The sequence below is a fragment of the Saccharopolyspora sp. 6V genome, from assembly GCF_020176785.1.
Taxonomy (GTDB): domain Bacteria; phylum Actinomycetota; class Actinomycetes; order Mycobacteriales; family Pseudonocardiaceae; genus Saccharopolyspora_C; species Saccharopolyspora_C gregorii.
Map to the genome: position 1 here is coordinate 1 of NZ_JAIUKB010000104.1, position 23,636 is coordinate 23,636.

Sequence of the window (23,636 nt, forward strand, 5' to 3'; positions counted from 1 at the left end):
TTCCCACATTTGGAAGACCAGGGGTGTGTGGCCCCGGGTGGCGCGGCTTCCACCCCGCTCACCCACCCCGGGGTAAACGCCCCGCGCGGTGCGCGGCGGGGGCCTTTCGCATTGCAGGGGGCGGAAACCGAGGCGGACCGCCGCCTTTCCCCGTTCGCGGCGAAGCCGATGAGCGGCGACCACGTGCGCAACGGGACCACCCGCGGGTTCTCAGCGGGCCCCTCGCGAGGACGGCCTGCGGCGGAGAGCCACCTGCGCGCACGAGCCCGCAGCGAGGGGGCCGCTGAGATCCCGCCACCCGCCCCGGGAAGCAGGGCGAGCGACCACCGAGGCTCACCGGTTCCCGGCGGTCCATTCGGCCCAGGGGACCTGCCAGTCGCCGAAGCCGTCCCAGGACCGCAGGTTCGGCCCGCCGGAGTTCGTGATCTCCACGACGTCGCCCTTCTTGAGCAGGTCGTAGACCCACTTGGCGTTGGCGTCGCTCATGTTGATGCAACCGTGGCTGACGTTGCTGCTGCCCTGCTGGGCGACCGACCACGGGGCCGCGTGCAGGAACTCACCGCCGTTGGAGATGCGCACCGCCCACTTCACCTCGGTGCGGTAGCCGCCGTCGTCGACGTCCAGGCCGTAGCTCGACGAGTCCATGATCTTCGTGGCGTGGTGCTCGGTGACCACGTGCACGCCGTTGTTCGACGGCCACGCCGGCTTGCCGAGCGACACCGGCATGGTGCGCCGGGTGGCCCCGTTGACCTCGACGGACATGGTGTGGCTGGAGCCGTCGGCGCGGAGCACGACGGCGTCGCCGATGGTGATGGTGGCGTTGCGGCTCTCCTCGCCCCAGGAGCCGTTGCCGAGGTCCTTGCCGTAGACGTCCGCGTTGATCGTGATCTTCGTGCCGGGCTTCCAGTACTCCTGGGGGCGCCAGTGCACCTCGCGGTCGTCGAACCAGTAGAAGGCGCCTTCCACGGCCGGTTCCGTCTGGATGCGGATGGCTTCTTCGGCCTTGGCCTTGTCCGGGGCGGGCGCGTTCTCGGAGAAGTAGAACGCGAGCGGCTGGCCGACGCCGACGGTCTCCCCGTCGAGCGGGTTCATCGACACGTAGGTCTGGTTCTCGGGATCGACGGTGCTGAACGTGGATTCCTGGACGACCGGGGCGCCTGCCGCGCCCTGCAGGGTGAGCTTCGCCGTGTAGGTCTTGCCGTAGCCGAGCGGCTCGGAGGCGGACCAGCTCGCGCCGTCCGGTGCGACGGTGTTCGCCACCGGCTTGCCGTCCTGGTTCACCAGTTCGGCGGCGGTGATCCGGCCGTCGACGGCGGTGGCCGTGATGGGCGCGGTCGGCGAGATCCGCTGGGCGCCGTTCGCCGGATCGAACCTGGCCGACGCGGGCGGCGGTGGCGGCGGGGCCGGGCTGCTCGCCCCGCCACCCGTGCACGACGCGAGGAGCATCCCCACCAACGCCACGACCACGGCCGGCACCGCACGAGACGACGCCCCCAGAACTCTCCCGACAGAGTTAAGACACAGCTTCATGCGTGACTGTCCGTTCGATCCGATCCCCACATCCGCCTGAGAACAGTGTGCATCAGCCCCCCGACCGTGTGGCCGACGACCAGCCCTGCACGAAGAGTCAACCGCGGATCTTCACCCGGGAGACGGATGACGACCCTCCTCGGTTGCTCGTCCAGCCACATCGGACCCCGCCGACCGGCTGAAACGCCACCGCGCACCCCGAAAGGCACCCCCCGATTCACCCCCCGGAACGGGGTGCTAAAGTTTCTTTCGTCGCCAGGGAGACGGCAAGAACGAAAACCTGGTGAACACCAAGCGCCAATAGCTCAACTGGCAGAGCAGCTGACTCTTAATCAGCGGGTTCGGGGTTCGAGTCCCTGTTGGCGCACCAGTGCTGAACTGCACAAACGAAGGCCCGTCCCAGTGGGACGGGCCTTCGTGGTTTCAGATGTGGTCTCACTACCCCTTCTTCGCTACGGGAACGCTGGCTCCCCCTGCCCTTCGGCGCCGCCGTCACGCTCGCCGCCGGCGTCCGCCCAAAGCAGCTTCCCGACGTCGGTGGCCACGCCGTCCAGGACTTCGTCCGGCACGTGCTGGTAGCGCTTGAGCATCGACTCCTGCGACCAGCCCATGATGGTCATCACGGTCCGGGAGGGGATGCGGAGGACCAGGAGCATGGTCGCCATCGTGTGCCGAGCGTCGTGCAGCCGGGCCGGGCGCACGTCCGCATCGGCGAGAAGATCAAGCCACTCGTCGTAGTCCCGCCGCGGGTCGATCGGATTGCCGTTCGGCTGGGCGAACACCCAGTCCTCGCCGGACCACTCGCTACCAGCCTCTTCACGTTCGCGCTCCTGGGCCATCTTGTGCACCTTCAGCGCTCGCACAACCGGATCGGGGATGCCGACCTTCCTCCTTCCCGAGTTCGATTTCGTGTCGACTTCCACCAGGCCGCCGCCATAGCGCTTAGGGCAGTCCGCGCCGCGCTTTCGCCCACAAGTGCCCTCGCACCCGTGCTGCCAAGTTCGCCGCTGAAGCGCCTTCCTCACCCACACCGTTCCGTTGTCGAGGTCGACGTACCGCCACCGCATCGCAAGCGCTTCCCCTTGGCGAATTCCGAGCGCCAGCGCTACGACAAACCGAACGCCGTTCCTGCGTTTCCCCGCACGCTCCAGCAACGCACGCGTTTCTTTGACCGTCAGAGGGTCGATTTCGCGTTCCTCTCCCGGCGGGGACTTCACAACCTCCATCGGACTGCTCTTGATGTAGCGCCTGCGGTATGCCTCGTTCAAGGCTGCGCGCAACGTCCGGTGCACCTGCTGCACGGTGCTCGGCTTCTTACCGGCATTGCGGAGCCGCGTGTACATCTTCTCGATGTGGTCAGGCTCTAGCCGATCGAGCCAATGCGCGCCGATTTCGGGAACGATGTAGTGCACAACAGCAGTGTGGTAGTACGACCACGTTTTCGGCCGAACGTTGGGGGGCACTGCGATGTGCTCGTGCCAGTGCTCCAACCACGCTTGGACTCGCCACCTGTTCCCCGGCTTCGAGATTCGCCCGCCTTCTCGCTCCCTCTCCAGTTCGCGAACCTTCGAAACGACCTCGGATTCGGTCTTTCCGCGAACATGGCGTCGATCGGGCTTACCGTCATCACGTACACCCATGGTTACTCGCCCGTGCCAGCGCCCATCCTTATCTTGGTAGATGCTGCCAGAGCCATTGGGTGCGCGGGTTCCTTCGGGTCGTTTTTTGCGCGGCATGGTTCGGTTCCTTCTCGGTCGCTTGTAGAGATGCTGGAACAGGGGTGTGGGTTTGCGTGTGGCGGCTTGGTGTTGCCGGGTGTGGTTCCGGGGTGCTCGGTGGATGAGCGTTGGCAGAGGGCTTCTCAGGGCGCGTTGAGAGCGCCGTGGAGGGCTTGGAGCGGGGTGGGTGGGGTGTTGGCACCGGTGGCCGGTCCGGGTGCCGAGACCCCCCACTGTTCCAGCCTCTTTTGCGGTGCTGGTGTCGTGCGTGTGGTGCGGGGCTGGGATTGGCGGTTTTATAGCCGCAAACCCGCAAAACGGGGTGTGACCTGGGGTTTTGGGGTGCGGGTTTGGTTCGGCTTGCCGGTTTCTAGACCCGCAAAGCAGCTGCTTTGCGGGTTTGGAGGTGTGGTTGGCGGGTTTGGTTTCGAGGGGTGTTTTCGGGTGTTGTTGCTGGTCAGGGTGGGGTTCTGCGGGTTTGCGGGTTTGCGGGTTTGATTCCGGCTGCTGTGAGCTGCGGCTCGGTGCCGGTGCGGCGCTTGGTGGGCTCGGAGGTCTCAGTGAGCGTCGGGCGGATGCAGGGTGGATGTGGTGGTGGATGCGCGGGTACGGGGTGGATCTCCACCCGGTGGTTCACCTGGGGTGGCCACCACGGTTGAGCTGCGCGAAGTGGTGTGTGGGTGGAGGGGTGGATGGGGTGGATGCCGGGCGGCAGAACCCCGCGAGGGCGGGTTCCGGTGTCCTGCTGGTGGGTGGCCTCTAGGCACTAGGCGCCTGGTCACCGCGCCCCGCGGGGTCTAGGCGGGGGGGGAGACCTAGACCCCTGGCGCTCTAGGTCTAGAGCCCCCGGACGAGCCGAGGGAGGGAACGCCGGCGTTCCTGCCCGAAGCACGTTCCGGCGGGGTTCCGCGCGGAACGTTCCCTTCGGTCCCTCGTTCCCTTCTGGCGGGTTCGTGCAGGTCGCCCCGAGGGAACCGGTAAGGGAGCGGGGAAGGGGAAATTCCCTTCGGGTGGTGGCGTTCCCTTCCCGAGTCCCTCTCGGTTCCCTTGCCCGCGGTGCGGTTCATGCGGCCCGCTGCTGGCTGGTCGAGAGGCGCCGGACGTAGTCGCCGATGGCCTCGGTGGGGACGCGGCGGGCGCGGCCGATGCGCACGGAGTGGAGTTCGCCGGTGCGGATGAGGCCGAACACGGTGGTGCGTCCGAGTCCCAACCGGCGGGCGGTCTCTTCGACGGTGAGCAGGACGTGCCGGGTCTGGTCGGTGTGGGTCATGGAAGTAATTCCTCGCTTACTCCCGCCAGGGGCGGGCTCGTGGACGGTGTGGATGGGGCGGTTCACTCGGGTCACTCGCTCACTTCTGTCGGTGTCGGTGCTGGTCGCACCGAGTGGGTGTCAGGAGTGGGCGGTGAAGTGGGTTCCCACTCGCCGCGGCCCGGTTCACTGGCCCGCTCACTCGCCGCGCCGACGTGAGAGCAGGGGTTAGCGCCGCCGCGGCGGGTTAGATTTCTAACCCGGCGCCTCACCGGCCCTGACCCGCCGGTGACCAGCAGGGAGTTAGCAAGTTAGCCGAGTTAGATCCCCGCGCGAGACCCGCTGCAACCCCCCGGAAACGGTCTCCCGCCACCACGCCGGTTCGCCTAACTCGGCCTCCCGGCGTGGCGCCGCCGACCGGGTTTCCGGGGCGGGGCGGCTACGCGGTTTACGTGGTTACGTGGTTTGGCCTTGACCTGCGGTTTTGCTGCACCCCTAACCACGTTCGCTACGTGGTTAGGGACCAAACCACGTGCCGTACGTGGTTAGGTCTGCCGTGTTTGTGCTGGTCAGCCCCTAACCGCGTAACCACGTAAACCACGTCAGGTCTCGGTGGTGTGGGTGGCGATGTAGACCTCCTTTCCGCGTCCGGGCTTGCCGTCGGCGCGCGGCAGCTTCGTGCAGGCGATGCGCCCGGCATCGACCAGGTCATTGAGGTGGCCGGTGATGGTGTCCTTGTCGGCGTTGCCCCGGAAGAACTTCGCCCGGACCTCCTCTCGGCTACGGCCCTGTTCTCCGGCTTGCGCAATCCAGTCGGCCAGCCGGTCGGCCGCGCTGCTCCCGAAGATGGCGCGGGCGGAGTCGACGGCGTAGCGGATGAAAGCGGCGGCTGCTTCGAGGTGGGTAGGGGTGATCAGGTGGGAGCCGTCGAGCGCGGCATGGATACCTGCGATGCGCAGGCAGTTCGGTGCGGCGCGGGAGAGGAACTGGACTACGGGGCCGTCGTCGGTGGTGTAGCCGCCGAACTCGACGTAGAGGCGCCGCCACAGGTAGGCGGCCTGGTCGGTGAGGTCGAGCCCACGCAGCTGCCCGCCGGTCTCCAGCCTGGTGCCGAGGTCGGCGCCGAGGCGGGTCAGCAGGTGCGGGTCCGCGCCGGTGCCGCCGGGCAGGAACCGGGTTTGGGCGACCAGGACGGGCAGGAACCGGTTGTAGGTGCCCCCGGCCAGGTCCGAGCCCGACAGCTTCGAGCGGAACTCACCGGGCGTGATGTGGGTCAGGATGCCGATGTGGGTGTCGCGCACGATGCGCGCGTTCACCCCGAGGGTGGACAGGTCGCCGCCCTCCCACGCGGCGCGCAGCGTCGCCGACAGGGTGTTGCCGTCGCGGCGCATCCGGGCCATGACCGAGGCCCATTCCGGCTCGAACGCCAACAGGCGCCGGTCCCCCGGCGGCAACAGCCCACCGCGCCGCTTCGCCTTGCCCGCGGAGTCCTCCGCCGCGTCGTCGGTGGACTCGGTGTCGTCGGCGGCGAACATCTGCGCCAGGCCCTCACCGGAGGTCAGTCCGGAGTGGACGTGCGAGGCCAGAAACCACGGATCAGCCCCGTGGAGAAGGCGTTTCGCCGCCGACCACCCGGCGCCCTTGCGGCCGATACCGGTCCGGCCGATCACCATCGGCCACACCAGCAGCGGATGCCGATCGTCCCCGGCCCGGATGTGCGGACCGCTCCCGAGGTGCACGCCGGTGGTGGCCAGCAGTGAGGCCAGGATGTTGACCGGGTCCGCCTCGCTGGTCGGCTCGACCTGGCCGACCAGGTGCCCGAGGAACGTCGAGAACATCGCGTCGTCGCGTTCGGGGAGTTCGACGCGGGCGCGCTGGATCTGAGCGTGCGCCTGCCGGTCGATCTCCGGGTCCGGCGGCAGGGCTACCGCAGGGCTACCGGGGGCGCGGCCAGCGCCGGTAGGGGTCTCGGTAGCGGTGGGGTTACCGGGGTTACTGGCGGTGCGACCGGCATCGGTAACCCCCGGCGGGTCGCCGACCAGGTGCAGCCGGGGCCGCCCTGGTTCGGTGCCCGAAGTGGGCTCGTGTGTGCTCATCGGTAGGGGTCTCCCGTTCGTCACCCACCGGCCCGACAGAGGCCGGGACAGTGGGGGTCAGCGGTAGGCGGAAGGGGTGCGGCGGGAGGGGTATCCGGGGGTATCCCGTTGCAGTTCACCGGCCCCGAGAACCCGGTTCTCGGGAGGGGCCTCGGCCCCTCTCCGGCGGGTTCTTCCCATGCAGGTCACCGGGGTCTCGGACCCGGCTCAATCCGGGGTCGATCGCGGGGGTCGATCGCCCTCGATCCGGCCTCGATTCGTGCTGGTCGCAGCCCGATCGAGGCACGACCAGCACCAATCGGTGTTCCTGCTGGTCGCGTCCTCGCGACCAGGCCGGACACCCCGTCCCGCCGGGCGACTAGTTGGGGTGGCAGTGGTCCGGTGCGAACTCGACCGGGTGCACCGCCACATCCAGCTCCATCGCTGTCAGCGCGTCGGTGAGGGCCTCGGCCAAGGCGTAGCGCGTCCGATCGAGGTACGGGCCGCGCTGGTCCACCAGCACCCGCAACCCACGACCCAACCGGTCCCACTCCGAGCGGGGCGCGATGGTGTAGAGCCTGGCGACGTAGGCAGCCAGCTGCGGCACCGTCGCCGCCCGAAGCTCCCAGTCCTCCACCGGGCACAGGTACAGGGCCGTAAGCACCCCGTCGCGGGTGATCTCCTGATCGACCCTCACGAGATCACCCCCAACTCGACCGGGTCCGCGGCGGCGTCGGCCAGCGCCCGCAGGTGCCGTGTCAGCACGGAGCGGGTGCCGCCGTTGTCCACCGCGGTCAAGCACACCTTGATCCAGTGCGGGGCCGGGCCGTGAGCACAGGAGTGCGCCACCGCGCCCTCCACCGCCGCCTGACACGACACCACGCCGTGCACGTACGCCCGGTTCGCCCGGCCCCCGTACCCGCCTGACCTGGTCGACCAGGTCAGGCCCGCGACGTCCCCGAGGCGATAGACGGCCCGCAGGGGGCTGTTCCAGTGCCGCCGGACCGTGACCGGGGTGTCCGGTGGCAGCCACCGCCCCCGGTGCTCGACCAAAGCCGCCTGGTGGCGCGGGCTGACCTTGCGGGCCAGGTGCCGGTCCTGCCGGTAGGCCCACGCCCGTTCCAGGTCCACCCGATGCGCCCCGTTCTGAAGCCACGAGTGCAGGCGGCCGAACGCGGCCCGCTGCCCGGTCTGCGCCTGCCGGTGGTGCACCGCCTGCACCGCGCGCACCGCGGTCTGCGACCAGGTGTCCTGCCCGTACCCGGACAACGTGCCCGAACACAGGATCACCCCCTGTTCCAGCCCCGGAACCCGCACCGTCACCAACGCCTGCTGCTCTGCGGGCAACAGCGGCACGAACCGGCCGATCTCGGTCCGCACCCCGAACCCGCCACCACCCGGCGCGGGGTCGCCGGGCCGCCGCGTCAACGCCGGCATCACGCGGTCACCCCCCACTCGCCGGAAGTAGCGACGGCGTCCGTGCAGATCAGCAGCGACAGGTGACCGCGCCGACGCACGCAGCGCCACCCCTGCGCCTGATCGCCCGGCTGCTGGACGGGGCCGGACTCGGCGAACCCGAGCGTCGCCGGGGACACCCCGAACACCTCGCACAGCTCGGCGCACCAGTCCGTCGGCGACACCCTGCCCAGTTCCCACTCGGTGTACATCCGCTTCAGGCTGGCGTCCTTCGGCGGCATCTTCCCCTGCCCCCGTCGCGCGGCCTTGAGCTTCGCCCGGACCTCGCCCTGCGTCATCCCACTGGCCGCCCGCGCCTGCTTCAGCAACGTCACACCTACCTCCGCTGCGGCCATCACGCGCTCACCTCCGCCAGCGCGCGGCGCCGCGAAGCGCTCTTCGCCGACCGGGACGCGGTCGGAGCGAACACCTCGACCACCCGCGCCCGCAGCGCCTGGGCCAAGGCGTACTCGGCCGAACCGGACCGGGCCTCCTCAAGATCCACGCTGACGCTGGTCAGGAACGCGCTGTCCTCGGACAGCAGCGTCTCCACCACCACCCGCCGCACCATGTCGTCGTCGGCCAGCTCGTCCAGCCCCATCCCGCCGGTGGCCACGATGTAGAGCGCGGCCACGATGTCCTCATAGGACATCGGAACCGTCATCGACACCTGCACCGCCGCAGGCGTGTCGTTGCCATCCCGGTGCGCCGCCTGGAAAACCACGCCGTGACCACCGATCGAACCCTTGGCGAACTCACCCATGATCACGCCACCTCTCCAGCCGAACCCTGCTCGTTGTCGGCCAACTCGCCCGACAGCGATTCCTCGCCGGTCACGAACGCCTCGTAGGCCGCCTGCGAGCACTGCTCGACGTAGTGGTTCAGCGCCTCCCCCTGGATCCGCACCGCGCCCTTGCCTTCACCGAGCTTCATCGCGTCCAGCCGTCCGGACTCGATGGCCCGGTAGATCGTGTTCACCGACACGTCGAACATCTCGGCGACTGCCTTGACCCGGTAGAACCGGCTACCCTCGAACTGCATCGAGATCTCCCAACTTCGATGTCCGCCCCGATCGGTGTGCCAGCACCGGTCGGGGCTTTTGCTTGGCTTCCGCTGGGATCAGCGGGACATGTGCAACGTTAGACAACTTAGCCGACCTAGTCAAAGCTATGTCGCCTAGTTGGCCTAGCGGCGAGATCTCGCTACCCTTGCTGACATGCGAAAAGTCGACCCAGATGACCCTCAAGCGCCCTTTCAACAGGTAGCCGATGACCTCCGCTCCTCGATCCACTCCGGCGAGCTCCAGCCCGGCGTCCGCCTCCCCAAGCAATCCGAGCTGGCGGACGGCTACGGCGTATCCCTGGGCACGGTGAAGTCGGCCCTCGGCGTTCTGCGCGAGGAAGGCCTGATCGTTAGCCGCCAGGGCGAAGGTTCCTGGGTACGCCGCTCGCTTCCGGACCTTGTCGAGCGGGCGGCATCCGCCTCCGCGAATGACGTGCCCGCCATGCTGGAGCGGGTCCTGCAACAGCTCGATCAGATCAACACGCGCCTTGCGCGTATCGAAGAACGTCAAGAGCGCTTGTGATCCGCGCAGCACCTTCGCCCGCGCCGAGGCAGCCGACGGCGGAGGCCCGCCGACCGTCACCCGCAATCCACTAAGGACCCACGAAAGCCCTTGTGTGCCTGCTATTTCCATGACTCCACAATCACCTGGGCCCCCACGTGTCCCACAGTGTCGGGAGGGGGTCACCGAGGTGACACGGTGATACGGCCGTGTCACCTCGGTGACACCGCCCGCATCACGGACGGGCAGTGCCACACTGGAGCCGGGCACCTACCTTGGGAGGCCGGATGACCGAGGACGCACCGACCTGGGCGCGCCGAATCCGTGCTATGCGCGAAGCACGCGGATGGTCGCAGCCGAAGGCGGTTGAGGAAATGCGCTCGCATTCCTCCGACGAACTGCCGAGCGCGGAACATCTGCTTCGCCGCTGGAAGGCATGGGAGCGCGGAGAGAACAAGCCCAGCGATTTCTATGCATCGATCGTTGCGGCAACACTGGGCACGGTCACCGCCGCCCTATTCCCACCCCCCACGCGCCCCGGAAACGATCTCGATCTCGTCAATGCGACGGGGATGGATACGCTCGAAATTGTCAGCCATCTTCATCGATCTGACGTCAATGACGCCACCCTCGAAGCTGTACGCATCACGGTGGACAAGTTGTGCTCGGAGTACTCCCGCCTTCCAGCGAAAGACCTGATCGGCGAGGGGCGCCAGTGGCTACGCCGCCTTGTTGAGATGCAAGAGCAGAGGCTCACCTTCCGTCAGCGCCGCGAAACGCTCGAACTCGCCGGTTGGCTGGCCTTGTTGGTTGGCTGCCTGGAGTACGACTTGGGCGACCGCCGACGCGCCGAGTCCACTCGCCGGTCGGCACTCAGCCTTGGCAAAGAGGTTGGCAGCAATGGCATTCTCGGCTGGGCGCACGAAATGCAAGCTTGGTTCGCCCTGACGTCAGGGAACTACCGGGGCGTGATCTCGGCAGCAGCAGCCGGGCAGCAAGCCGCAGGAAACCACAGTGTGGCCGTTCAGCTCATCGCGCAGGAAGCGAAGGCATGGGCACGAATGGGACGTACCGAGGAGATGCGCAACGCCCTTGAACGGGGCCGCCTGGTTCTCGACGGAATGCCCTACCCCGAGAACATCGAGAACCATTTCGTCGTCGACCCGTCGAAGTACGACTTCTACGTGATGGACTGCTATAGGCACGTCGGAGAGAACCGCATGGCGCGAGAACTGTCCGAGGAAGTCATTCGGGCAAGCAAGGACTTCAACGGGTTCGAGCGCTGGCCGATGCGAATCGCCGAGGCCCAGGTGACACTCGGAGTCGTGGCCGCACGAGAGGGGGACTTGGAGGAGGCGGTGACGCATGGCCGACGGGCGCTGAGCGGCGACCGGAAGTCGCTTCCCTCGCTCACGATGGTCGCCCAAGACCTGTCCCAGGTGCTCGGCGAGCGCTACCGGGGTGAGCCCGAAGCAGACGCCTACGTGGAGCAGCTCAAGGCGCTTCGGCCTGACGTCTGAGCCTTCGGAGGCCCGGGCACGGTGGGCTCAGTTGTGGGCTCAGTTCGCCGCCGTTCGCCGTTCCCCTGATGTCCCGCGACTCACGGTGAGCAGGGCGGTTGAACCCAGCCGCACCCCGGTGAACTCCGCGCCCAATCCCTCTTAATCAGCGGGTTCGGGGTTCGAGTCCCTGTTGGCGCACCGAAACCCCAGGTCATCGACCTGGGGTTTTTCTTTTGCCCATCGAGCCGGTGAGAATCCCGCGCCTTTCCGCGATCGCGTCCAGCAGGGCGGAAGAATCCGGGGGCCGGAGATCCGGCATCGGCCGGTCCCGCCCCCCGCGAGGAACGGGACCGGCCTCGTCGGTGCCCCGCGGGCACGCGCCGCGCACCCGGGAACCGCCGCCGATCAGCGGACCGAGCCGACCATCTGCCCGTCCGGAGCGCACTCGGCGCCGCCGACGTCCGGCCGCGACACGACCTCGTCCAAGTGCTTGCTGCAGTTCTCGAACGTCCCGTACTCCCCGAGGACCTCGTTGTGCCAGGCGAGCGCGGTACCCGCGCCCATCAGGGAGGCACCGGCGCCGGTGGCGCAGAGGACCATCGCAGCCATGCTCTTGCGGAACCGCATCAACAACACCTTCTCCACGAGGATCACGTGCGAGCGGCGCTCTGCCGCTCTGCCGCCCGCGACCCTAGGAACCACCCGCGGCCGGCCTCGGGGCTCGTTCGGCCGGACGGGGGATCCCCTCACGGGAGCGCCGCCCCGGAGCTCGCGGTTCAGGGGATGAGCAGGACCCGGCCGAAGGCGCCGCGGCCCTCGATGTGGCGGTGCGCCTCGGCCGCTTCGGCGAGCGGGAACTCGCGGTCGACGACCACGGTCAGCTCGCCCGCGGCGACCCGGGCGATGAGGCGTTCGATCAGCGCGCGGGTGCGGGCGGGGTCGTGCGCCATCTCGCCGCCGAAGTAGACGCCGTTGAGCGAGGCGCTCTTGAACATCAGCGGATCCAGCCGCGGCGGGTTCGGCTCCCGCCCGGCCTGGCCGACCCAGCTGATCCGGCCCCGGTAGGCCAGCGCGGCCACGCTGCTCTCCAAGGTGCGGCCGCCGACCGGATCCACCACCAGGTCGACGCCGCGGCCATCGGTGAGCTCGGCGACCCGGGCGGCGACGTCCTCCTCCCGGTAGTTGATCGCGTGGTGCAGGCCGTGCTCGCCGAGCCGCGCCAGCTTCTCCGCGCTGGAGGCGGTGCCGAGCACCGTGGCGCCCGCCGCCGCGGCCAGCTGCACCGCGGCCAGGCCGACACCACCCGCCGCGGCCTGCACCAGCACCACCTCGCCCGCGCGCAACCGGCCGAACTCGAACAGGCAGTCGTCGGCGGTGCCGAACTCGACGGGGATGCCCGCGGCCAGCCGCGGATCCAGGTCGTCCGGGACCCGGTAGGCGTTGTGCTCCGGCACCGCGGCCAGCTCGGCGTGCGAACCGTGCGGCATGAACGCCACCGCCCGCTGCCCCTCGCGCAGGCCGGTGACGCCCTCGCCGACCGCGGCGACCGTGCCCGCGGCCTGGTAGCCGACGACGTGCGGCGTGGTCTCCGGCGGCGCGGACTGCCGGTGCAGCAGGTCGCCGCCCTGCACGCCGACGGCCTCGATGCGCAGCAGCACCTCCCCCGGACCGATCTCCGGGTCGGGGACGTCCGCGTAGCGCAGCACGTCCGGCCCGCCGTTCTCGTAGTACACCGCTGCTTTCACGACCACCACTCCCGATTCGATCGACGTCCGTTCCCGATCATGCCTCGTCCCGCTCGCGCATCTCCCGCACCGCTTCGCGGGCCTCCGCGCGGGAGGACGCGGTGGGCTTCGCCCCCGGCAGCGGCAGCCCCGCGGACTCCCGGGCGAACCAGGCCGCGACCAGCCCCACCACCCCGGCGGCCATCAGCAGGAACGCGGGCGCGGTGCTGTGGCCGGTGCCGGTGACCAGCGCCTGCGACAGCAGCGGGGTCGTCCCGCCGAACAGGGCCACCGAGATGTTGAACCCGATCGACACGCCGCCGTAGCGGACCTCGGTGGGGAACAGCGCGGGCAGGCTCGACGGCATCGTGGAGCTGAACGCGATGAGCATCAGCCCGATCAGCACCAACCCGGCCACCACCAGCCCCACCGAACCGCGGCTGATCAGCCAGAACGCCGGCCAGGACAGCACCACCAGCGCCCCCGACCCCGCCGCGATGATCGGCAACCGGCCGATCTTGTCCGAGGCGCGCCCGAGCCGCACCACGAAACCCATGATGATCAGCATGGTGACCAGCACGAACACCAGTGCCGAGGTGTGCGCGTAGTGCAGGTCCGCGGTGATGTAGGTCGGCATGTAGGAGGTGAGCATGTAGTTGACCACGTTGAACACCGCCACCATCGCCACGCACAGCAGCAGCGGCCGCCAGTGGTCGCGGAAGATGGTGCGGTAACCGGCCAGCCGGCCCTCGTCCTCGCCGCCGCTCTCCTGCTGCTGTTGGGCGGGCGTCTCCTCCAGCCGGAATCGCAGGTACAGCCCGATCACGCCGAGCGGCGCCGCCAGCAGGAACGGGATCCGCCAGCCCCAGTTCACCATGTCCTGCTCGCCCAGGGTCGTCAGCAGCGCGGTGACCACGGCGGCACCGAGCGAATACCCCGCCAGGGTGCCGAACTCCAGCCAGCTGGCGAGGAAACCGCGCCGCTTGTCCGGCGAGTACTCGGAGACGAACGTGGTGGCCCCGCCGTACTCGCCGCCGGTGGAGAAGCCCTGCACGACCCGGGCCACCAGCAGCAGGATCGGCGACCAGATGCCGATGGTGGCGTACGAGGGGATCAGGCCGATGGCGGTGGTGCCCGCCGCCATGGTCATCATCGTGATGGCCAGCACCTTCTTCCGCCCGATCCGGTCCCCCAGCGGGCCGAACACGAACCCGCCGAGCGGCCGCACCAGGAACGCGACGGCGAACGTGGCGAAGGTGGCCAGCAGCTGCGCGGTGGCGTTCCCGGCCGGGAAGAACACCTTGCCGGTGATGACCACGAGGTAGCTGAAGACCCCGAAGTCGAACCACTCCATCATGTTGCCGATGCCGGCCGCGGTGACCGCCCGCCGCACGTTACCGACCTTGACGATGGTGACGAGGTCGTCGAGCCGACGAACCGGCCCGGTGCGACGTCCCGTCCTCGACGATGGCATCCGCTGCGCCTCCTCGGCCTGGTTCCGGGTCCGGGCCAGGGGGTACCCGAGATCGGGTCCGGGCACGCCCGCCGCTCCCCGACCGGGTGCACGAGCACCGCTGACCAGGCACGTCGCCTGCTGGGATTTTTTCCGGGCCCCCGTTCGTTGATCCCTTCCGACGGATCGGCCTGCGTTTGTGCCTGGGGGGTGGTGTGGAGCAGTCCGGACGCACGTTCCCCGCACCTCCGGCAGCGCGCCCGGTCCGGCCGCGCGAAACCGGCCGCGCCCGTTCCCGTCCAGCACACTCGGACGCGGCCTGCGCGGCGCGTTCCGGGAACGACCGCGCGGCACCTCTTCCCGTTCTTGTCGGACACCGACGGAGATCTCCATGTCCCACCACACCACCATCTCGCTGCGGGTGAACGGCGAGGACCGTTCGCTCGCGGTCGACAACCGCACGACGCTGCTCGACGCGCTCCGCGAGGGCCTCGACCTGACGGGCACCAAGAAGGGCTGCGACCAGGGCCAGTGCGGCGCCTGCACCGTGCTGCTCGACGGGCAGCGCGCCGTGTCCTGCCTGCAGCTGGCCGTCGCCGCCGACGGATCCGAGGTCACCACCGTCGAGGGCATCGCCGACGGCGACCGGCTGCACCCGGTGCAGCAGGCGTTCCTCGACTTCGACGGCTACCAGTGCGGCTACTGCACGCCCGGGCAGATCTGCTCGGCGGTCGCCGTCCTCCAGGAGCACGCGGCGGGCTGGCCCAGCGCCGCCACCGAGGACGTGCGGCCCGAGGCCGGCGCCCCCGCCCTGGACGCCGCGGAGATCCGCGAGCGGATGAGCGGCAACCTGTGCCGCTGCGGCGCGCACAACTCCATCGTCCGCGCGGTCGCGCAGGCCGCCACCATGCACGAGGTCGAGAGCACCGTGTCCCGCGGTGGAACGGAGGTCTCGGCGTGAAGGAGTTCGAGTACCGGCGCGCCACCGACGTGCGCACCGCCACCACCCTGCTCGCCGAGAACCCGGACGCGCGGTTCCTCGGCGGCGGCACCAACCTCGTCGACCTGATGAAGGTCGGGGTGGAGACGCCGCCGCAGCTGGTGGACGTGCGCCGGCTGCCGCTGGACGCCATCGAGGTCGCCGCGGACGGCGGGCTGCGCATCGGCGCCACCGCCACCAACAGCGACGTCGCCAACCACCCGGAGGTGCGGCGCCGCTTCCCCGCGCTCGCCCAAGCGGTGCTCGCGGGCGCCTCCGGTCAGCTGCGCAACGTGGCCACCGTCGGCGGGAACCTGCTGCAGCGCACCCGCTGCGGCTACTTCGCCGACGTCACCCAGCCCTGCAACAAGCGGGTGCCGGGCAGCGGGTGCCCGGCCATCGAGGGCGAGCACCACAACCACGCGATCTTCGACTGGTCCGAGCAGTGCGCGGCGACCAGCCCGTCGGACATGGCGGTGCCGCTGGCCGCGTTCGACGCCGTGGTGTCCTACGAGACCGCCGACGGCACCGGCGAACTGTCCTATTCGGACTTCCACCGCCCGGTGGGCGACCGGCCGGACGCGGACGTCGCGCTGCCCGCGGGCGCGCTGATCACCGGGATCACGTTGCCCGGAGCGGAGATCGCGGCCCGCTCCCGGTACCGGAAGGTGCGGGAACGGGCCTCCTACGCGTTCGCGAACGGCTCGATCGCCGCCGCGCTCGACGTGCGCGACGGGGTCGTCTCCGACGTGCGGATCGCGTTCGGCGCGGTCGCCAACCGGCCGTGGCGGGCGCGCGCGGCGGAACGCGCGCTGCTGGGCCGCCCCGCCACCGCCGCCGAGTTCGGGGCCGCCGCCGACGCCGAACTCGCCGCCGCGACACCCCTGCCGGACAACGCCTACAAGGTTCCGCTGGTCCGGAACCTCGTGGTGTCCGTGCTGACCGAGCTCGCCGAGGAGGCCACCCGATGACCACCGTCGACCCGCGGCTGAGCGCCACCGGCACCACCACCGCACCCGCGGACACCGGCACCGCCGGATCCGCGCGCACCCGGCTCGAAGGCCGCGCCAAGGTCACCGGCGAAGCCCGCTACGCGGGCGACCACCCCATCGAGGACCTCGCGCACGGCTCGCTGGTGCTGTCCACGATCGCCCGCGGCCGGATCCGCTCCATCGACGACGCCGCGGTGCTGGACATGCCGGGCGTGCTCACCGTGCTGCACCACGGCAACGCGCCGCGGCTCAACCCGGAAGCGGGGATCTTCGGCCCCGACGCCGGGCTGCAGCTCCTCCAGGACGACCGGGTGCAGTACGTGGGGCACCCGGTGGCGCTGGTGGTGGCGAAGACGCCGGAGCAGGCGCGCGCCGCCGCCGACGCGCTCCAGGTCGCCTACGAGGAGGAACCGCACGACGCCGAGTTCCGCGCCGACCACCCCGCCGAGTACGCGCCGCAGGGTGCGGGCACCGTCGACAAGGGCGACGTGGACGCGGAAGCCGACGCGGCCGCGGCCGTCGTCGAGCACACCTACACCACCCCCGAAGAGCACCACACGGCGATGGAACCGCACGCCTCCATGGCCCGCTGGGAGGACGGCAGGCTGGAGGTCGTCGACGCCAACCAGGGCTCCTACCTGGTCGCGCAGGTCGTGGCGACGCTGTTCGACCTGGACCCGGCGGCGGTGCGGATCCGCTCCGAGCACGTCGGCGGCGGTTTCGGCTCCAAGGCCCTCGGCCCGCAGCTGGTGCTGGCGGTCATGGCCGCGACGCGGCTGCAGCGCCCGGTGCGGGTGGTGCTGACCCGGCCGCAGGTCTTCGCGATCACCTCGTTGCGCTCGGCGACCGAACAGCGGGTGCGGCTGGCCGCGGACGCCGACGGCCGGTTGCGCGCCGTCGACCACGAATCGCGCTCGTTCACCTCCACCGTGAAGGAGTTCGTGGAGCTCGGCACCGAGCTCACCGGCGTGATGTACGCGTCCGAGGCGATCCGCACCCGAACCGGGGTGGTGCCGCTGAACGTGCCCTCGCCCGGCTGGATGCGCGCGCCCGGCGCGGCACCCGGCTCGTTCGCGCTGGAATCGGCGATGGACGAGCTCGCGCAGCGGCTCGACGTCGACCCGGTGGAGCTGCGGCTGCGCAACGAACCGACCGTCGGCCCCGCCTCCGGGAAGCCGTTCAGCAGCCGCAGGCTGGTGGACTGCCTGGAGCAGGGCGCGAGCCGCTTCGGCTGGTGGCAGCGGGATCCGCGGCCCGGGGTGCGCCGGGACGGGCGCTGGCTGCTCGGCACCGGGGTCGCCGCCGGATCGTTCGGCGCCGGGCCGATGCCCTCCACCGCCGCGATCACCGCCGAGGAAGACGGGACCTACGAGGTGCGCATCGCCGCCGCCGACATCGGCACCGGGGCGCGCACCGCGCTCGCCCAGGTCGCCGCGGAGGCGCTGGACGTGCCGCTGGAGGCGGTGCGGATCCGGATCGCCGACAGCGACTTCGGACCCGCGTTCATCGCGGGCGGCTCGCGCGGCACCGAATCCTGGTCGTTCGCGATCATCGAGGCCGCGCGGGCGCTGCAGAAGAAGCTCGCGGCCGGGGAATCCGCCCCGGTGACCGCGCGCGCCGACACCACCGAACTCATCGGCGCCCGCGAACAGCTCGAACGGCACTCGTTCAGCTCCCAGTTCGCCGAGGTCGCCGTCGACGTCACCAGCGGTGAAGTGCGGGTGCGGCGACTGCTGGGCATGTTCGCCGTCGGGCGGATCATCAACCCGCTCACCGCGCGCAGCCAGTTCGCCGGCGGCATGATCATGGGCTTGTCGATGGCGCTGCACGAAGAGGGCGTGCGGGACTCCAGCGGCCGCCAGGCCAACGCGAACCTCGCCGGGTACCACATCGCCGCGCACGCCGACATCCCCGAGATCGACGTCGACTGGGTCGACGACCCCGACCCGGGCAACCCGTCCGGGGTGAAGGGCATCGGTGAGGTCGGCATCGTCGGCACGGCCGCGGCGATCGCCAACGCCGTGTGGCACGCGACCGGGGTGCGGCACCGGGAGCTGCCGATCAGCTTGGACAGGGTGCTGGAGGCGGCCGGGTAACCGCGTCGGCGGCCCGCTCGCCCCGCAACGGGAAGTCCTCGTCGTCGTCCGGTCTGCGCGGGCGGCGCTGGCCGGTCGGGCGGGTCGCGGACGAGCCGGGCGGGCCGGACCCCGGCGGGCTCGGCGGCGTCGGGCCGGGCCGCTGCTGCGGCTCGTCGTCCTCCGGCGCCGCCCACGTGGCGGACCCCGGTGCCTCGTCCTCCGGCTCGTCCGGTTCCTCCGGGAAGCGGTCGCGCAGGTTGTCCAGCATCAGCGACCGGGTCTGGCGATCCTCGTCGCCGAGCTGCTCGGACATCACCTCGCCGACGCGGGAGGCGATGTCGCCCTGCGCCTGGCGGATGGTGCCGAGGATCTGCGCGGACAGCTCATCCAACGGCATCGAGCGGATCTTCTCCGAGAACTCGATGCCGGTGAGGCCGCCGTCGGCGCGCACCGTCACCTTCACCCGGCCGTCCGGGCCCGTGGCGGTCAACCGGATCTGCTCGGTCTCCTCGCGCACCGCCTCGTAGCGGCGGGCCTTCTCCTCGACGCCCTTCACCCAGTCTTCGATGCGCCGTTCCGGGTCGTCCGGGTCGCTGCCGAGTGCGGCGAAGCCCGCTGGTCCGGACATGTTCTTCCCTCCGATGTGCTGCTCGATGACGTGCGCGCCCGCGCGCCCGCGGCGGGGTGGGGCTACGGCATCGTCTCCGGGTCGATCCGCGGGGTGGTGCCGAGCACCTGCTGCGAATGACCCTGGACGGCCGGAGTCTGCACCTGCCCGCCGTGCGGAGCGTTCATCGCCGTCGGGGCTTGGACCTGCTCGGTCGGGCGGGGCACGGTTCCCCGCTGCTGCTCGGTCATGCCGTCCGACGGAGTTCCCCGCTGCCGCTGGGAAAACCCGGTGGGTGACGTGCCCTGCTGCTGTTCGGAGGCGCCGCCGGGCAGCGTGCCCTGCTGCTGTCCGGTAGGGCCGGCGCCGCCGGACAGCAGTTGGAACTGCTCGGATCCCTCCGGCACGGTGCCGTGCAACTTCTGGAAGGACTGCGAGTCGTCCTCGTCGTTGGTGTCGTACTCCTCGGCGCTGGTGCGGACGTTCTGCGCGGTGGTCTCGATGCCTTCGCGGGCGGCCTGCAGCGCCGGATCCCTTCCTGCTCGGTCGGGTTGATGATCGGCGGCAGGAACGAGCACAGCAGCCCGTAGGCCTCGTCGGACATGCTGACCTGTTCAGCGGCCGAGATCGCGGTGTCGATCCGGTCGGTGAGCGCGTCGAGGTGGGCGGCGTGCGCCGTCAGATCCTCGGAGACGACTTCGTAGGCCATGCGGGGAGATCCTCTCCGGATGCGTTGCGCGGCAGGGTGATCATCGGGACATGAGCTCCGCGGAGTCCACATTGGACAGAACTTCGCCGAGCCGCTGCTCGACGCGGCCCGGCTCGGCGGACATGATGCTCAGCCAGCCCCGCTCGCCGATCAGCAGGTAGCGGCCCTGGGCGGTGCCCAGCCAGCTGATGAGCGTCCGCGCCCGGGCCCCGCCGCGGCGGACGCCAAGCTGCCCACCACCGCGGCGGTTCTCCGCCAGCTCCACCAGCGCGGCCGCGTCCTGTTCGGACACTCCCGCCCGCACCAGCGCGGTGTGCTCGTCGAGATCGCCACCGAACGGGTCGTCACCGGGATCGTCCTCGTCCGCGGCCTTCGCCGGCACCTCCTGGCGCACCGTCAAGGACCGCCCCTTGCCCGGATCGGCGGGTGGCAGCACGCCCGCCACCACCGCGGCCAGCGCGCCCGGCCGGAAACCGCGCAGCGACAACCGGTCCCCGTCCAGCACCGCCAGCACCCCGGACCGGCGGTCCGCGGCGGCCAGCGCCCGGACCGTCCCGCCCACGTGGCCGACGACGCGCACCGAGATCTCGTGGACCGCCGGCAATCGCAGCAGCCCCTCCAGCTCGGCGTCCAGCCGGTCGCCGGTGGCGAGACCGCGCTCGGTCAGCGTGCGGAACGCCTCGGCGGTGCGCGCCGCGCGCTCCCCGCCGGTCGCACCGATGCTCGGCACCCGCAGCGGGTACGGCACCCGGCCCAGGTCGAGCGCCCCGGACACCAGGTCGAACTCGACGGCGGACAGCACGAAGTCCGCTTCGCCCATCACTTTCCCCTCATCAGCACGCGCGTGATCGCGCACCGGCCCGGATAGGCCGGTGCGCCGGACGACGCGGTCAGTCCTTGTCCTTCTTCTTCGGCTTGCCACCGCCGATGACCGGCGGCGGCAGGTTCACGCCGTGGGCCTCGACGATCGGCGTGCTCTCCAGGTACTTCGCGCGGCGCTCCTGGTCCTCGCCGCCCTTGCCGCGGTTCGCCTGCCCCGGCGCACCACCGGCCATGCCGCCCGCACCGGCCTGGCCGGTCGCACCCGCCGCGCCGGCCGCACCCGCCGGCTGGCCACCTGCCGTGCCGCCGGTGGGTCCGACGCCGGCCCGGCCGCCCGCACCGGGGCCGGAACCGCCCGAAGCGGCACCTCCCGAGCCCGCGCCACCGGCGCCGACCGCTCCGCCGGAGCCACCGGACGTGCCCGGAACCGACGGGATCGAACCGGACCAGCCACCGCGGGAACCACCCGGACCACCGGAACCGGGGCCACCGCCCGGGTTCTTGGCGAACGGGTTGGGGGGGTGATCGCGGTCGGCGCGTCCGGCCGGACACCGGCCGCGGCGGCTGGTAGGTGCCGCGACCGGTGATGTCCGGCGACGACGGGTTCGGCACCGAGCGGGGCTTCGCGGACTGCGGGGTCGTGCCGCTCGGCTTGACGTGCTTGACCGTCGGCGGGTCGAAGTTCGACTTAGCCGCGGGCGTCCGGCCACCCGGCCCCGAACGCGAGGTCGGCGTCCAGCGCGCGGGAGTGGTGCTCCATCTTCCGCATGACCTGCACGGCCTCGTCGTGCTTGGAGTCCACTTCTTCCGCCTGTTCGGACAGGTCGCTGTAGGCCATCACCATGCCTTGGAGCGCGTTCATCCCGGTTCCGCCCGCGGCCCACCGGTCGGCGATCTCGTGGTTGAACTCGACGTCGACCGGCTCCGGCATGCTGGACTTGGCCTCTTCCATGGCCCGGCCCTGCTCCTCGACGTGCTTGCCGAGGTCACCGGCCGTCGAGCCCGCCTCCGAGGTCCACCCGGCGATCTCGTGGATCGCGCCGCGCGCCGCGGTCGCCGCCTCGCCCTGCCAGCCGTGCTCGGTACCGCGGAGCCGTTCCGCCATGCGCTGCGCGGCCTCGCCCATCTCGGCGCCCAGCCGGGACCACTCGCCGGCGAGTTCGCCGACGCGGCCCGGATCGTTGTCCTGGTGCACCGCGTCGTACAGCTCGCGGTGGCTGTAGGAACTCCAGTTCTGGACGTCCACCAAGGCCCGGTCGTCGTCGGACGACCGCGCGCTCTTCGCCCGCATCACGGCCTGCTGCTGTTCTGCCACTTCCACTTCCCCCTCCGGGGGCGGTTCGCGTGCGCATCGCCACCGGCCTGGTCCTGCGGCCGAACCGGCCGCGCCACTCCGCTGCACGCCCCGGACGCGCAGGCGTCCCACCGAAGCCACGGCGGGGCGCTCGTTCTCGATCGTCGAGCCGGAACGCGGCCCGCTACCCGCGGCCGGTCCGATCTCATCATGAAGATGTCCGCGGTCTTCTCCGTGGCCCCGCTGGACCACCGATCCGAAGGAGCTCCGAATGCGCGATTCAACGAGGGTGCGGGCGGCCGCCCCCGCCCGGGACCGCCCAAGGCCTCCATCCCCGCGACCGGAGTGGAGTGAACGGACCGCCTGTCCGATCTAGTTGGACGAACGGTCCGTTCACTCACGTCCGAGGCGGAGCGACGATCGCGGTGCCGCGACCCTCCGCGCCGCCGGCCGCCACCGCGGGAAGAGCGGGTGAACGGACCGTTCGTCCCATCCGGTTGGACGAACGGTCCGTTCACCCACATCACGGGCGGAGCAGGATCCTGATCGGGTCCCCCTCGTGCTCCCGCAGCCGCCGGATCCCCTCGGCGACTTCGTCCAGCGGGAGCACGGCGCTGACCGAGCCGGACACGTCGAGCCTGCCGCGGTCGGTCAGCTCCACCAGGTCTTCGAGGTGGCGCATCCGATAACCGGTGTGGCCGATGACGGTGTGCCGGTTGCGGACGAAGTGGATCTCCGGTCCGACGGCGAGCCGGTCGGGTGAGATGCCGACGAGCACGAGCCTGCCGCGGTGCCCGAGCGCGGCGTCGGCTTGGGTGAAGGTGGCGCTGCGCCCGACGCAGTCGAAGGCGGCACGCAGCCCGCGTCCGCCGGTGATCTCCGCGATCCGCGCCGCGACGTCCGGGTCCCCCGGGTCGAGGGCGAAGTCGGCGCCGAGCCCGATGGCGCGTTCGCGGGCGGATTCCAGCGGGTCGAGTGCGATGATCGGCGAGGCCCCGCAGATCCGGGCGAGCTGCACGAGGTGGGTGCCGATGCCGCCGAGTCCCCAGACGCCGACGGATTCGGCGGGCCGCAGCTGCGCGGTGTCGAGGGCGCCGTACGGGGTGGACACGGCGTCGGCGAGCACGGCGGCGTGTTCCAGCGGCACCGATTCGGGGACGTCGACGAGCGACACCGCCGAGGTCAGCACGTATTCGGCCCACGCGCCGTCGTAGTGGAACGCCAGCACTTGCAGGTCTTCGCACCGGTCGGTGCCACCACCGAGGAGGCACTCGGGGCATTCACCGCAGTCCTTGCCCGCGGCGATGACGACCCGGTCGCCGAGCTGCCGGTTGCGCACGCCCGCGCCGAGCGCGGCGACGACCCCGGCGGCCTCGTGCCCGGGCGTGATCTCGGGGAGCCGCGGCCGGATGTGCCCGTCGAGCTGGCTGAGGTCGGATTGGCAGATACCGCAGGCGGCGACGCGCACGAGCACTTCACCGGGCCCGGGCTGGGGGACGGGCACGTCGCGGACGGCGAGCTCACCGGTGGCGGCGTCGAACCGGACCGCGCGCATGGTGGCGGGAACCGGTCGGTCGAGGACAGCTGGCATGGGAGTGCCCTTTCTCGGTGTGCCCCGGCTTCGGGGCGCGGGAGGCGGTCGCGCACCGGCTCGCCCGGCACGACGGGCACGACGGGCGGCGGAGCACGAACGGGTCGGTGGATCAGTCGACGGCGGGTCGGTCGACGGTGGGTCGGTCGATTGGTGGAGTCGGTCGATCGGTGGAGTCGGCCGGAAACGGACTGCGGCGCAGGCGATCGGCGACGAGCACCGCTGCTCGACGGCACGAACGATCGGCGTAGCTCAACGGCGCGGACGGTCGGCAGCCAACCGCTCGACGGCACG

The 23,636-nt window shown here is 70.8% G+C and carries 23 protein-coding genes and 1 tRNA gene; 6 read left to right on the forward strand and 18 right to left on the reverse strand.

The window, feature by feature from the left end:
* Nucleotides 1-333 precede the first annotated feature (333 nt).
* Complete coding sequence (locus LCD35_RS19980) at nucleotides 334-1,467, reverse strand: Ig-like domain-containing protein (protein WP_308016929.1); 1,134 nt, start codon at nucleotides 1,465-1,467, stop codon at nucleotides 334-336.
* A 357-nt stretch (nucleotides 1,468-1,824) separates the two neighbouring features.
* Between LCD35_RS19980 and LCD35_RS19985 the strand changes: the two genes are divergently transcribed.
* Nucleotides 1,825-1,900 (forward strand) — tRNA-Lys (locus LCD35_RS19985).
* Nucleotides 1,901-1,982: 82 nt separating this feature from the next.
* Here the strand turns inward: LCD35_RS19985 and LCD35_RS19990 are convergent.
* From LCD35_RS19990 to LCD35_RS20025, 8 genes are all read right to left on the reverse strand, one after another.
* Nucleotides 1,983-3,266 carry a tyrosine-type recombinase/integrase gene (locus tag LCD35_RS19990; protein WP_308016930.1) on the reverse strand — a complete coding sequence of 428 codons (1,284 nt, stop codon included), beginning with the start codon at nucleotides 3,264-3,266 and terminating at the stop codon, nucleotides 1,983-1,985.
* A gap of 1,045 nt (nucleotides 3,267-4,311) precedes the next feature.
* A complete protein-coding gene (locus tag LCD35_RS19995; protein WP_225044635.1) occupies nucleotides 4,312-4,518 on the reverse strand; it encodes a helix-turn-helix domain-containing protein in 207 nt (68 codons plus the stop codon).
* Nucleotides 4,519-5,099: 581 nt separating this feature from the next.
* On the reverse strand, nucleotides 5,100-6,335 hold the full coding sequence (locus tag LCD35_RS20000; protein ID WP_225044636.1) for a DUF3987 domain-containing protein: 1,236 nt from the start codon (nucleotides 6,333-6,335) through the stop codon (nucleotides 5,100-5,102).
* A gap of 616 nt (nucleotides 6,336-6,951) precedes the next feature.
* Complete coding sequence (locus LCD35_RS20005; RefSeq protein ID WP_225044637.1) at nucleotides 6,952-7,269, reverse strand: hypothetical protein; 318 nt, start codon at nucleotides 7,267-7,269, stop codon at nucleotides 6,952-6,954.
* Nucleotides 7,266-8,009, reverse strand: a complete 744-nt coding sequence (locus LCD35_RS20010; RefSeq protein ID WP_225044638.1) for a hypothetical protein — start codon at nucleotides 8,007-8,009, stop codon at nucleotides 7,266-7,268. Before LCD35_RS20010 ends, LCD35_RS20005 begins: the two co-directional genes overlap by 4 nt.
* Nucleotides 8,009-8,383: a helix-turn-helix transcriptional regulator gene (locus LCD35_RS20015; protein ID WP_225044639.1), complete on the reverse strand. Its 375-nt coding sequence runs from the start codon at nucleotides 8,381-8,383 to the stop codon at nucleotides 8,009-8,011. Before LCD35_RS20015 ends, LCD35_RS20010 begins: the two co-directional genes overlap by 1 nt.
* Nucleotides 8,383-8,790: a hypothetical protein gene (locus LCD35_RS20020; protein WP_225044640.1), complete on the reverse strand. Its 408-nt coding sequence runs from the start codon at nucleotides 8,788-8,790 to the stop codon at nucleotides 8,383-8,385. The genes LCD35_RS20015 and LCD35_RS20020 overlap by 1 nt, the downstream gene beginning before the upstream one ends.
* Nucleotides 8,791-8,792: 2 nt before the next feature.
* The gene (locus LCD35_RS20025) at nucleotides 8,793-9,068 is read right to left on the reverse strand and encodes a helix-turn-helix domain-containing protein (RefSeq protein WP_225044641.1); all 276 of its coding nucleotides are present in this window, start codon (nucleotides 9,066-9,068) and stop codon (nucleotides 8,793-8,795) included.
* A 175-nt stretch (nucleotides 9,069-9,243) separates the two neighbouring features.
* On the opposite strand from LCD35_RS20025, the gene LCD35_RS20030 reads away from it, so the two are divergent.
* A complete protein-coding gene (locus tag LCD35_RS20030; protein ID WP_225044642.1) occupies nucleotides 9,244-9,612 on the forward strand; it encodes a GntR family transcriptional regulator in 369 nt (122 codons plus the stop codon).
* Between the two features lie 266 nt (nucleotides 9,613-9,878).
* Complete coding sequence (locus LCD35_RS20035; protein WP_225044643.1) at nucleotides 9,879-11,111, forward strand: tetratricopeptide repeat protein; 1,233 nt, start codon at nucleotides 9,879-9,881, stop codon at nucleotides 11,109-11,111.
* Between the two features lie 387 nt (nucleotides 11,112-11,498).
* Here the strand turns inward: LCD35_RS20035 and LCD35_RS20040 are convergent, their stop codons facing one another.
* From LCD35_RS20040 to LCD35_RS20050, 3 genes are all read right to left on the reverse strand, one after another.
* Nucleotides 11,499-11,720 (reverse strand): hypothetical protein, encoded by a 222-nt coding sequence (locus LCD35_RS20040; RefSeq protein ID WP_224961979.1) that lies wholly within the window; start codon nucleotides 11,718-11,720, stop codon nucleotides 11,499-11,501.
* Between the two features lie 149 nt (nucleotides 11,721-11,869).
* Nucleotides 11,870-12,838 (reverse strand): zinc-binding dehydrogenase, encoded by a 969-nt coding sequence (locus LCD35_RS20045; RefSeq protein WP_224967189.1) that lies wholly within the window; start codon nucleotides 12,836-12,838, stop codon nucleotides 11,870-11,872.
* A gap of 37 nt (nucleotides 12,839-12,875) precedes the next feature.
* On the reverse strand, nucleotides 12,876-14,291 hold the full coding sequence (locus LCD35_RS20050) for an MFS transporter (protein WP_225044644.1): 1,416 nt from the start codon (nucleotides 14,289-14,291) through the stop codon (nucleotides 12,876-12,878).
* A gap of 370 nt (nucleotides 14,292-14,661) precedes the next feature.
* Here LCD35_RS20050 and LCD35_RS20055 point away from each other — a divergent pair, with 370 nt between their 5' ends.
* From LCD35_RS20055 to LCD35_RS20065, 3 genes are read left to right on the forward strand one after another with little or no spacing between them, the layout of a single operon-like run.
* Nucleotides 14,662-15,231, forward strand: coding sequence for a (2Fe-2S)-binding protein (locus tag LCD35_RS20055; protein WP_224961974.1), 570 nt, complete (start codon nucleotides 14,662-14,664; stop codon nucleotides 15,229-15,231).
* Complete coding sequence (locus LCD35_RS20060; RefSeq protein ID WP_224961972.1) at nucleotides 15,228-16,220, forward strand: xanthine dehydrogenase family protein subunit M; 993 nt, start codon at nucleotides 15,228-15,230, stop codon at nucleotides 16,218-16,220. Before LCD35_RS20055 ends, LCD35_RS20060 begins: the two co-directional genes overlap by 4 nt.
* Nucleotides 16,217-18,337, forward strand: a complete 2,121-nt coding sequence (locus LCD35_RS20065) for a xanthine dehydrogenase family protein molybdopterin-binding subunit (RefSeq protein ID WP_225044645.1) — start codon at nucleotides 16,217-16,219, stop codon at nucleotides 18,335-18,337. Before LCD35_RS20060 ends, LCD35_RS20065 begins: the two co-directional genes overlap by 4 nt.
* On the opposite strand, the gene LCD35_RS20070 is transcribed toward LCD35_RS20065, so the two are convergent.
* From LCD35_RS20070 to LCD35_RS20095, 6 genes are all read right to left on the reverse strand, one after another.
* Nucleotides 18,303-18,947 (reverse strand): YbaB/EbfC family nucleoid-associated protein, encoded by a 645-nt coding sequence (locus tag LCD35_RS20070; protein WP_225044646.1) that lies wholly within the window; start codon nucleotides 18,945-18,947, stop codon nucleotides 18,303-18,305. The genes LCD35_RS20065 and LCD35_RS20070 overlap by 35 nt on opposite strands.
* 62 nt (nucleotides 18,948-19,009) lie before the next feature.
* Nucleotides 19,010-19,504, reverse strand: a complete 495-nt coding sequence (locus LCD35_RS20075) for a hypothetical protein (RefSeq protein ID WP_225044647.1) — start codon at nucleotides 19,502-19,504, stop codon at nucleotides 19,010-19,012.
* Between the two features lie 171 nt (nucleotides 19,505-19,675).
* On the reverse strand, nucleotides 19,676-20,455 hold the full coding sequence (locus LCD35_RS20080; protein ID WP_225044648.1) for an ESX secretion-associated protein EspG: 780 nt from the start codon (nucleotides 20,453-20,455) through the stop codon (nucleotides 19,676-19,678).
* A gap of 70 nt (nucleotides 20,456-20,525) precedes the next feature.
* Nucleotides 20,526-20,690 carry a hypothetical protein gene (locus LCD35_RS20085; protein WP_225044655.1) on the reverse strand — a complete coding sequence of 55 codons (165 nt, stop codon included), beginning with the start codon at nucleotides 20,688-20,690 and terminating at the stop codon, nucleotides 20,526-20,528.
* 455 nt (nucleotides 20,691-21,145) lie between these two features.
* Nucleotides 21,146-21,778 carry a PPE domain-containing protein gene (locus tag LCD35_RS20090; protein WP_224961963.1) on the reverse strand — a complete coding sequence of 211 codons (633 nt, stop codon included), beginning with the start codon at nucleotides 21,776-21,778 and terminating at the stop codon, nucleotides 21,146-21,148.
* A gap of 496 nt (nucleotides 21,779-22,274) precedes the next feature.
* A complete protein-coding gene (locus tag LCD35_RS20095) occupies nucleotides 22,275-23,342 on the reverse strand; it encodes a zinc-binding dehydrogenase (RefSeq protein WP_224961987.1) in 1,068 nt (355 codons plus the stop codon).
* Nucleotides 23,343-23,636 lie beyond the last annotated feature (294 nt).

Bases quoted from the DNA above. Each gene is read 5' to 3' on its own strand.
- LCD35_RS20010 (WP_225044638.1), bottom strand. From the start codon at position 8,009: ATGCCGGCGTTGACGCGGCGGCCCGGCGACCCCGCGCCGGGTGGTGGC.
- LCD35_RS20025 (WP_225044641.1), bottom strand. From the start codon at position 9,068: ATGCAGTTCGAGGGTAGCCGGTTCTACCGGGTCAAGGCAGTCGCCGAG.
- LCD35_RS20020 (WP_225044640.1), bottom strand. From the start codon at position 8,790: ATGGGTGAGTTCGCCAAGGGTTCGATCGGTGGTCACGGCGTGGTTTTC.
- LCD35_RS20080 (WP_225044648.1), bottom strand. From the start codon at position 20,455: ATGGGCGAAGCGGACTTCGTGCTGTCCGCCGTCGAGTTCGACCTGGTG.
- LCD35_RS19995 (WP_225044635.1), bottom strand. From the start codon at position 4,518: ATGACCCACACCGACCAGACCCGGCACGTCCTGCTCACCGTCGAAGAG.
- LCD35_RS20040 (WP_224961979.1), bottom strand. From the start codon at position 11,720: ATGCGGTTCCGCAAGAGCATGGCTGCGATGGTCCTCTGCGCCACCGGC.
- LCD35_RS20055 (WP_224961974.1), top strand. From the start codon at position 14,662: ATGTCCCACCACACCACCATCTCGCTGCGGGTGAACGGCGAGGACCGT.
- LCD35_RS20070 (WP_225044646.1), bottom strand. From the start codon at position 18,947: ATGTCCGGACCAGCGGGCTTCGCCGCACTCGGCAGCGACCCGGACGAC.
- LCD35_RS20065 (WP_225044645.1), top strand. From the start codon at position 16,217: ATGACCACCGTCGACCCGCGGCTGAGCGCCACCGGCACCACCACCGCA.
- LCD35_RS20095 (WP_224961987.1), bottom strand. From the start codon at position 23,342: ATGCCAGCTGTCCTCGACCGACCGGTTCCCGCCACCATGCGCGCGGTC.
- LCD35_RS20050 (WP_225044644.1), bottom strand. From the start codon at position 14,291: ATGCCATCGTCGAGGACGGGACGTCGCACCGGGCCGGTTCGTCGGCTC.
- LCD35_RS19990 (WP_308016930.1), bottom strand. From the start codon at position 3,266: ATGCCGCGCAAAAAACGACCCGAAGGAACCCGCGCACCCAATGGCTCT.
- LCD35_RS20035 (WP_225044643.1), top strand. From the start codon at position 9,879: ATGACCGAGGACGCACCGACCTGGGCGCGCCGAATCCGTGCTATGCGC.
- LCD35_RS20015 (WP_225044639.1), bottom strand. From the start codon at position 8,383: ATGGCCGCAGCGGAGGTAGGTGTGACGTTGCTGAAGCAGGCGCGGGCG.
- LCD35_RS20030 (WP_225044642.1), top strand. From the start codon at position 9,244: ATGCGAAAAGTCGACCCAGATGACCCTCAAGCGCCCTTTCAACAGGTA.
- LCD35_RS20085 (WP_225044655.1), bottom strand. From the start codon at position 20,690: ATGGCCGGTGGTGCGCCGGGGCAGGCGAACCGCGGCAAGGGCGGCGAG.
- LCD35_RS20000 (WP_225044636.1), bottom strand. From the start codon at position 6,335: ATGTTCTCGACGTTCCTCGGGCACCTGGTCGGCCAGGTCGAGCCGACC.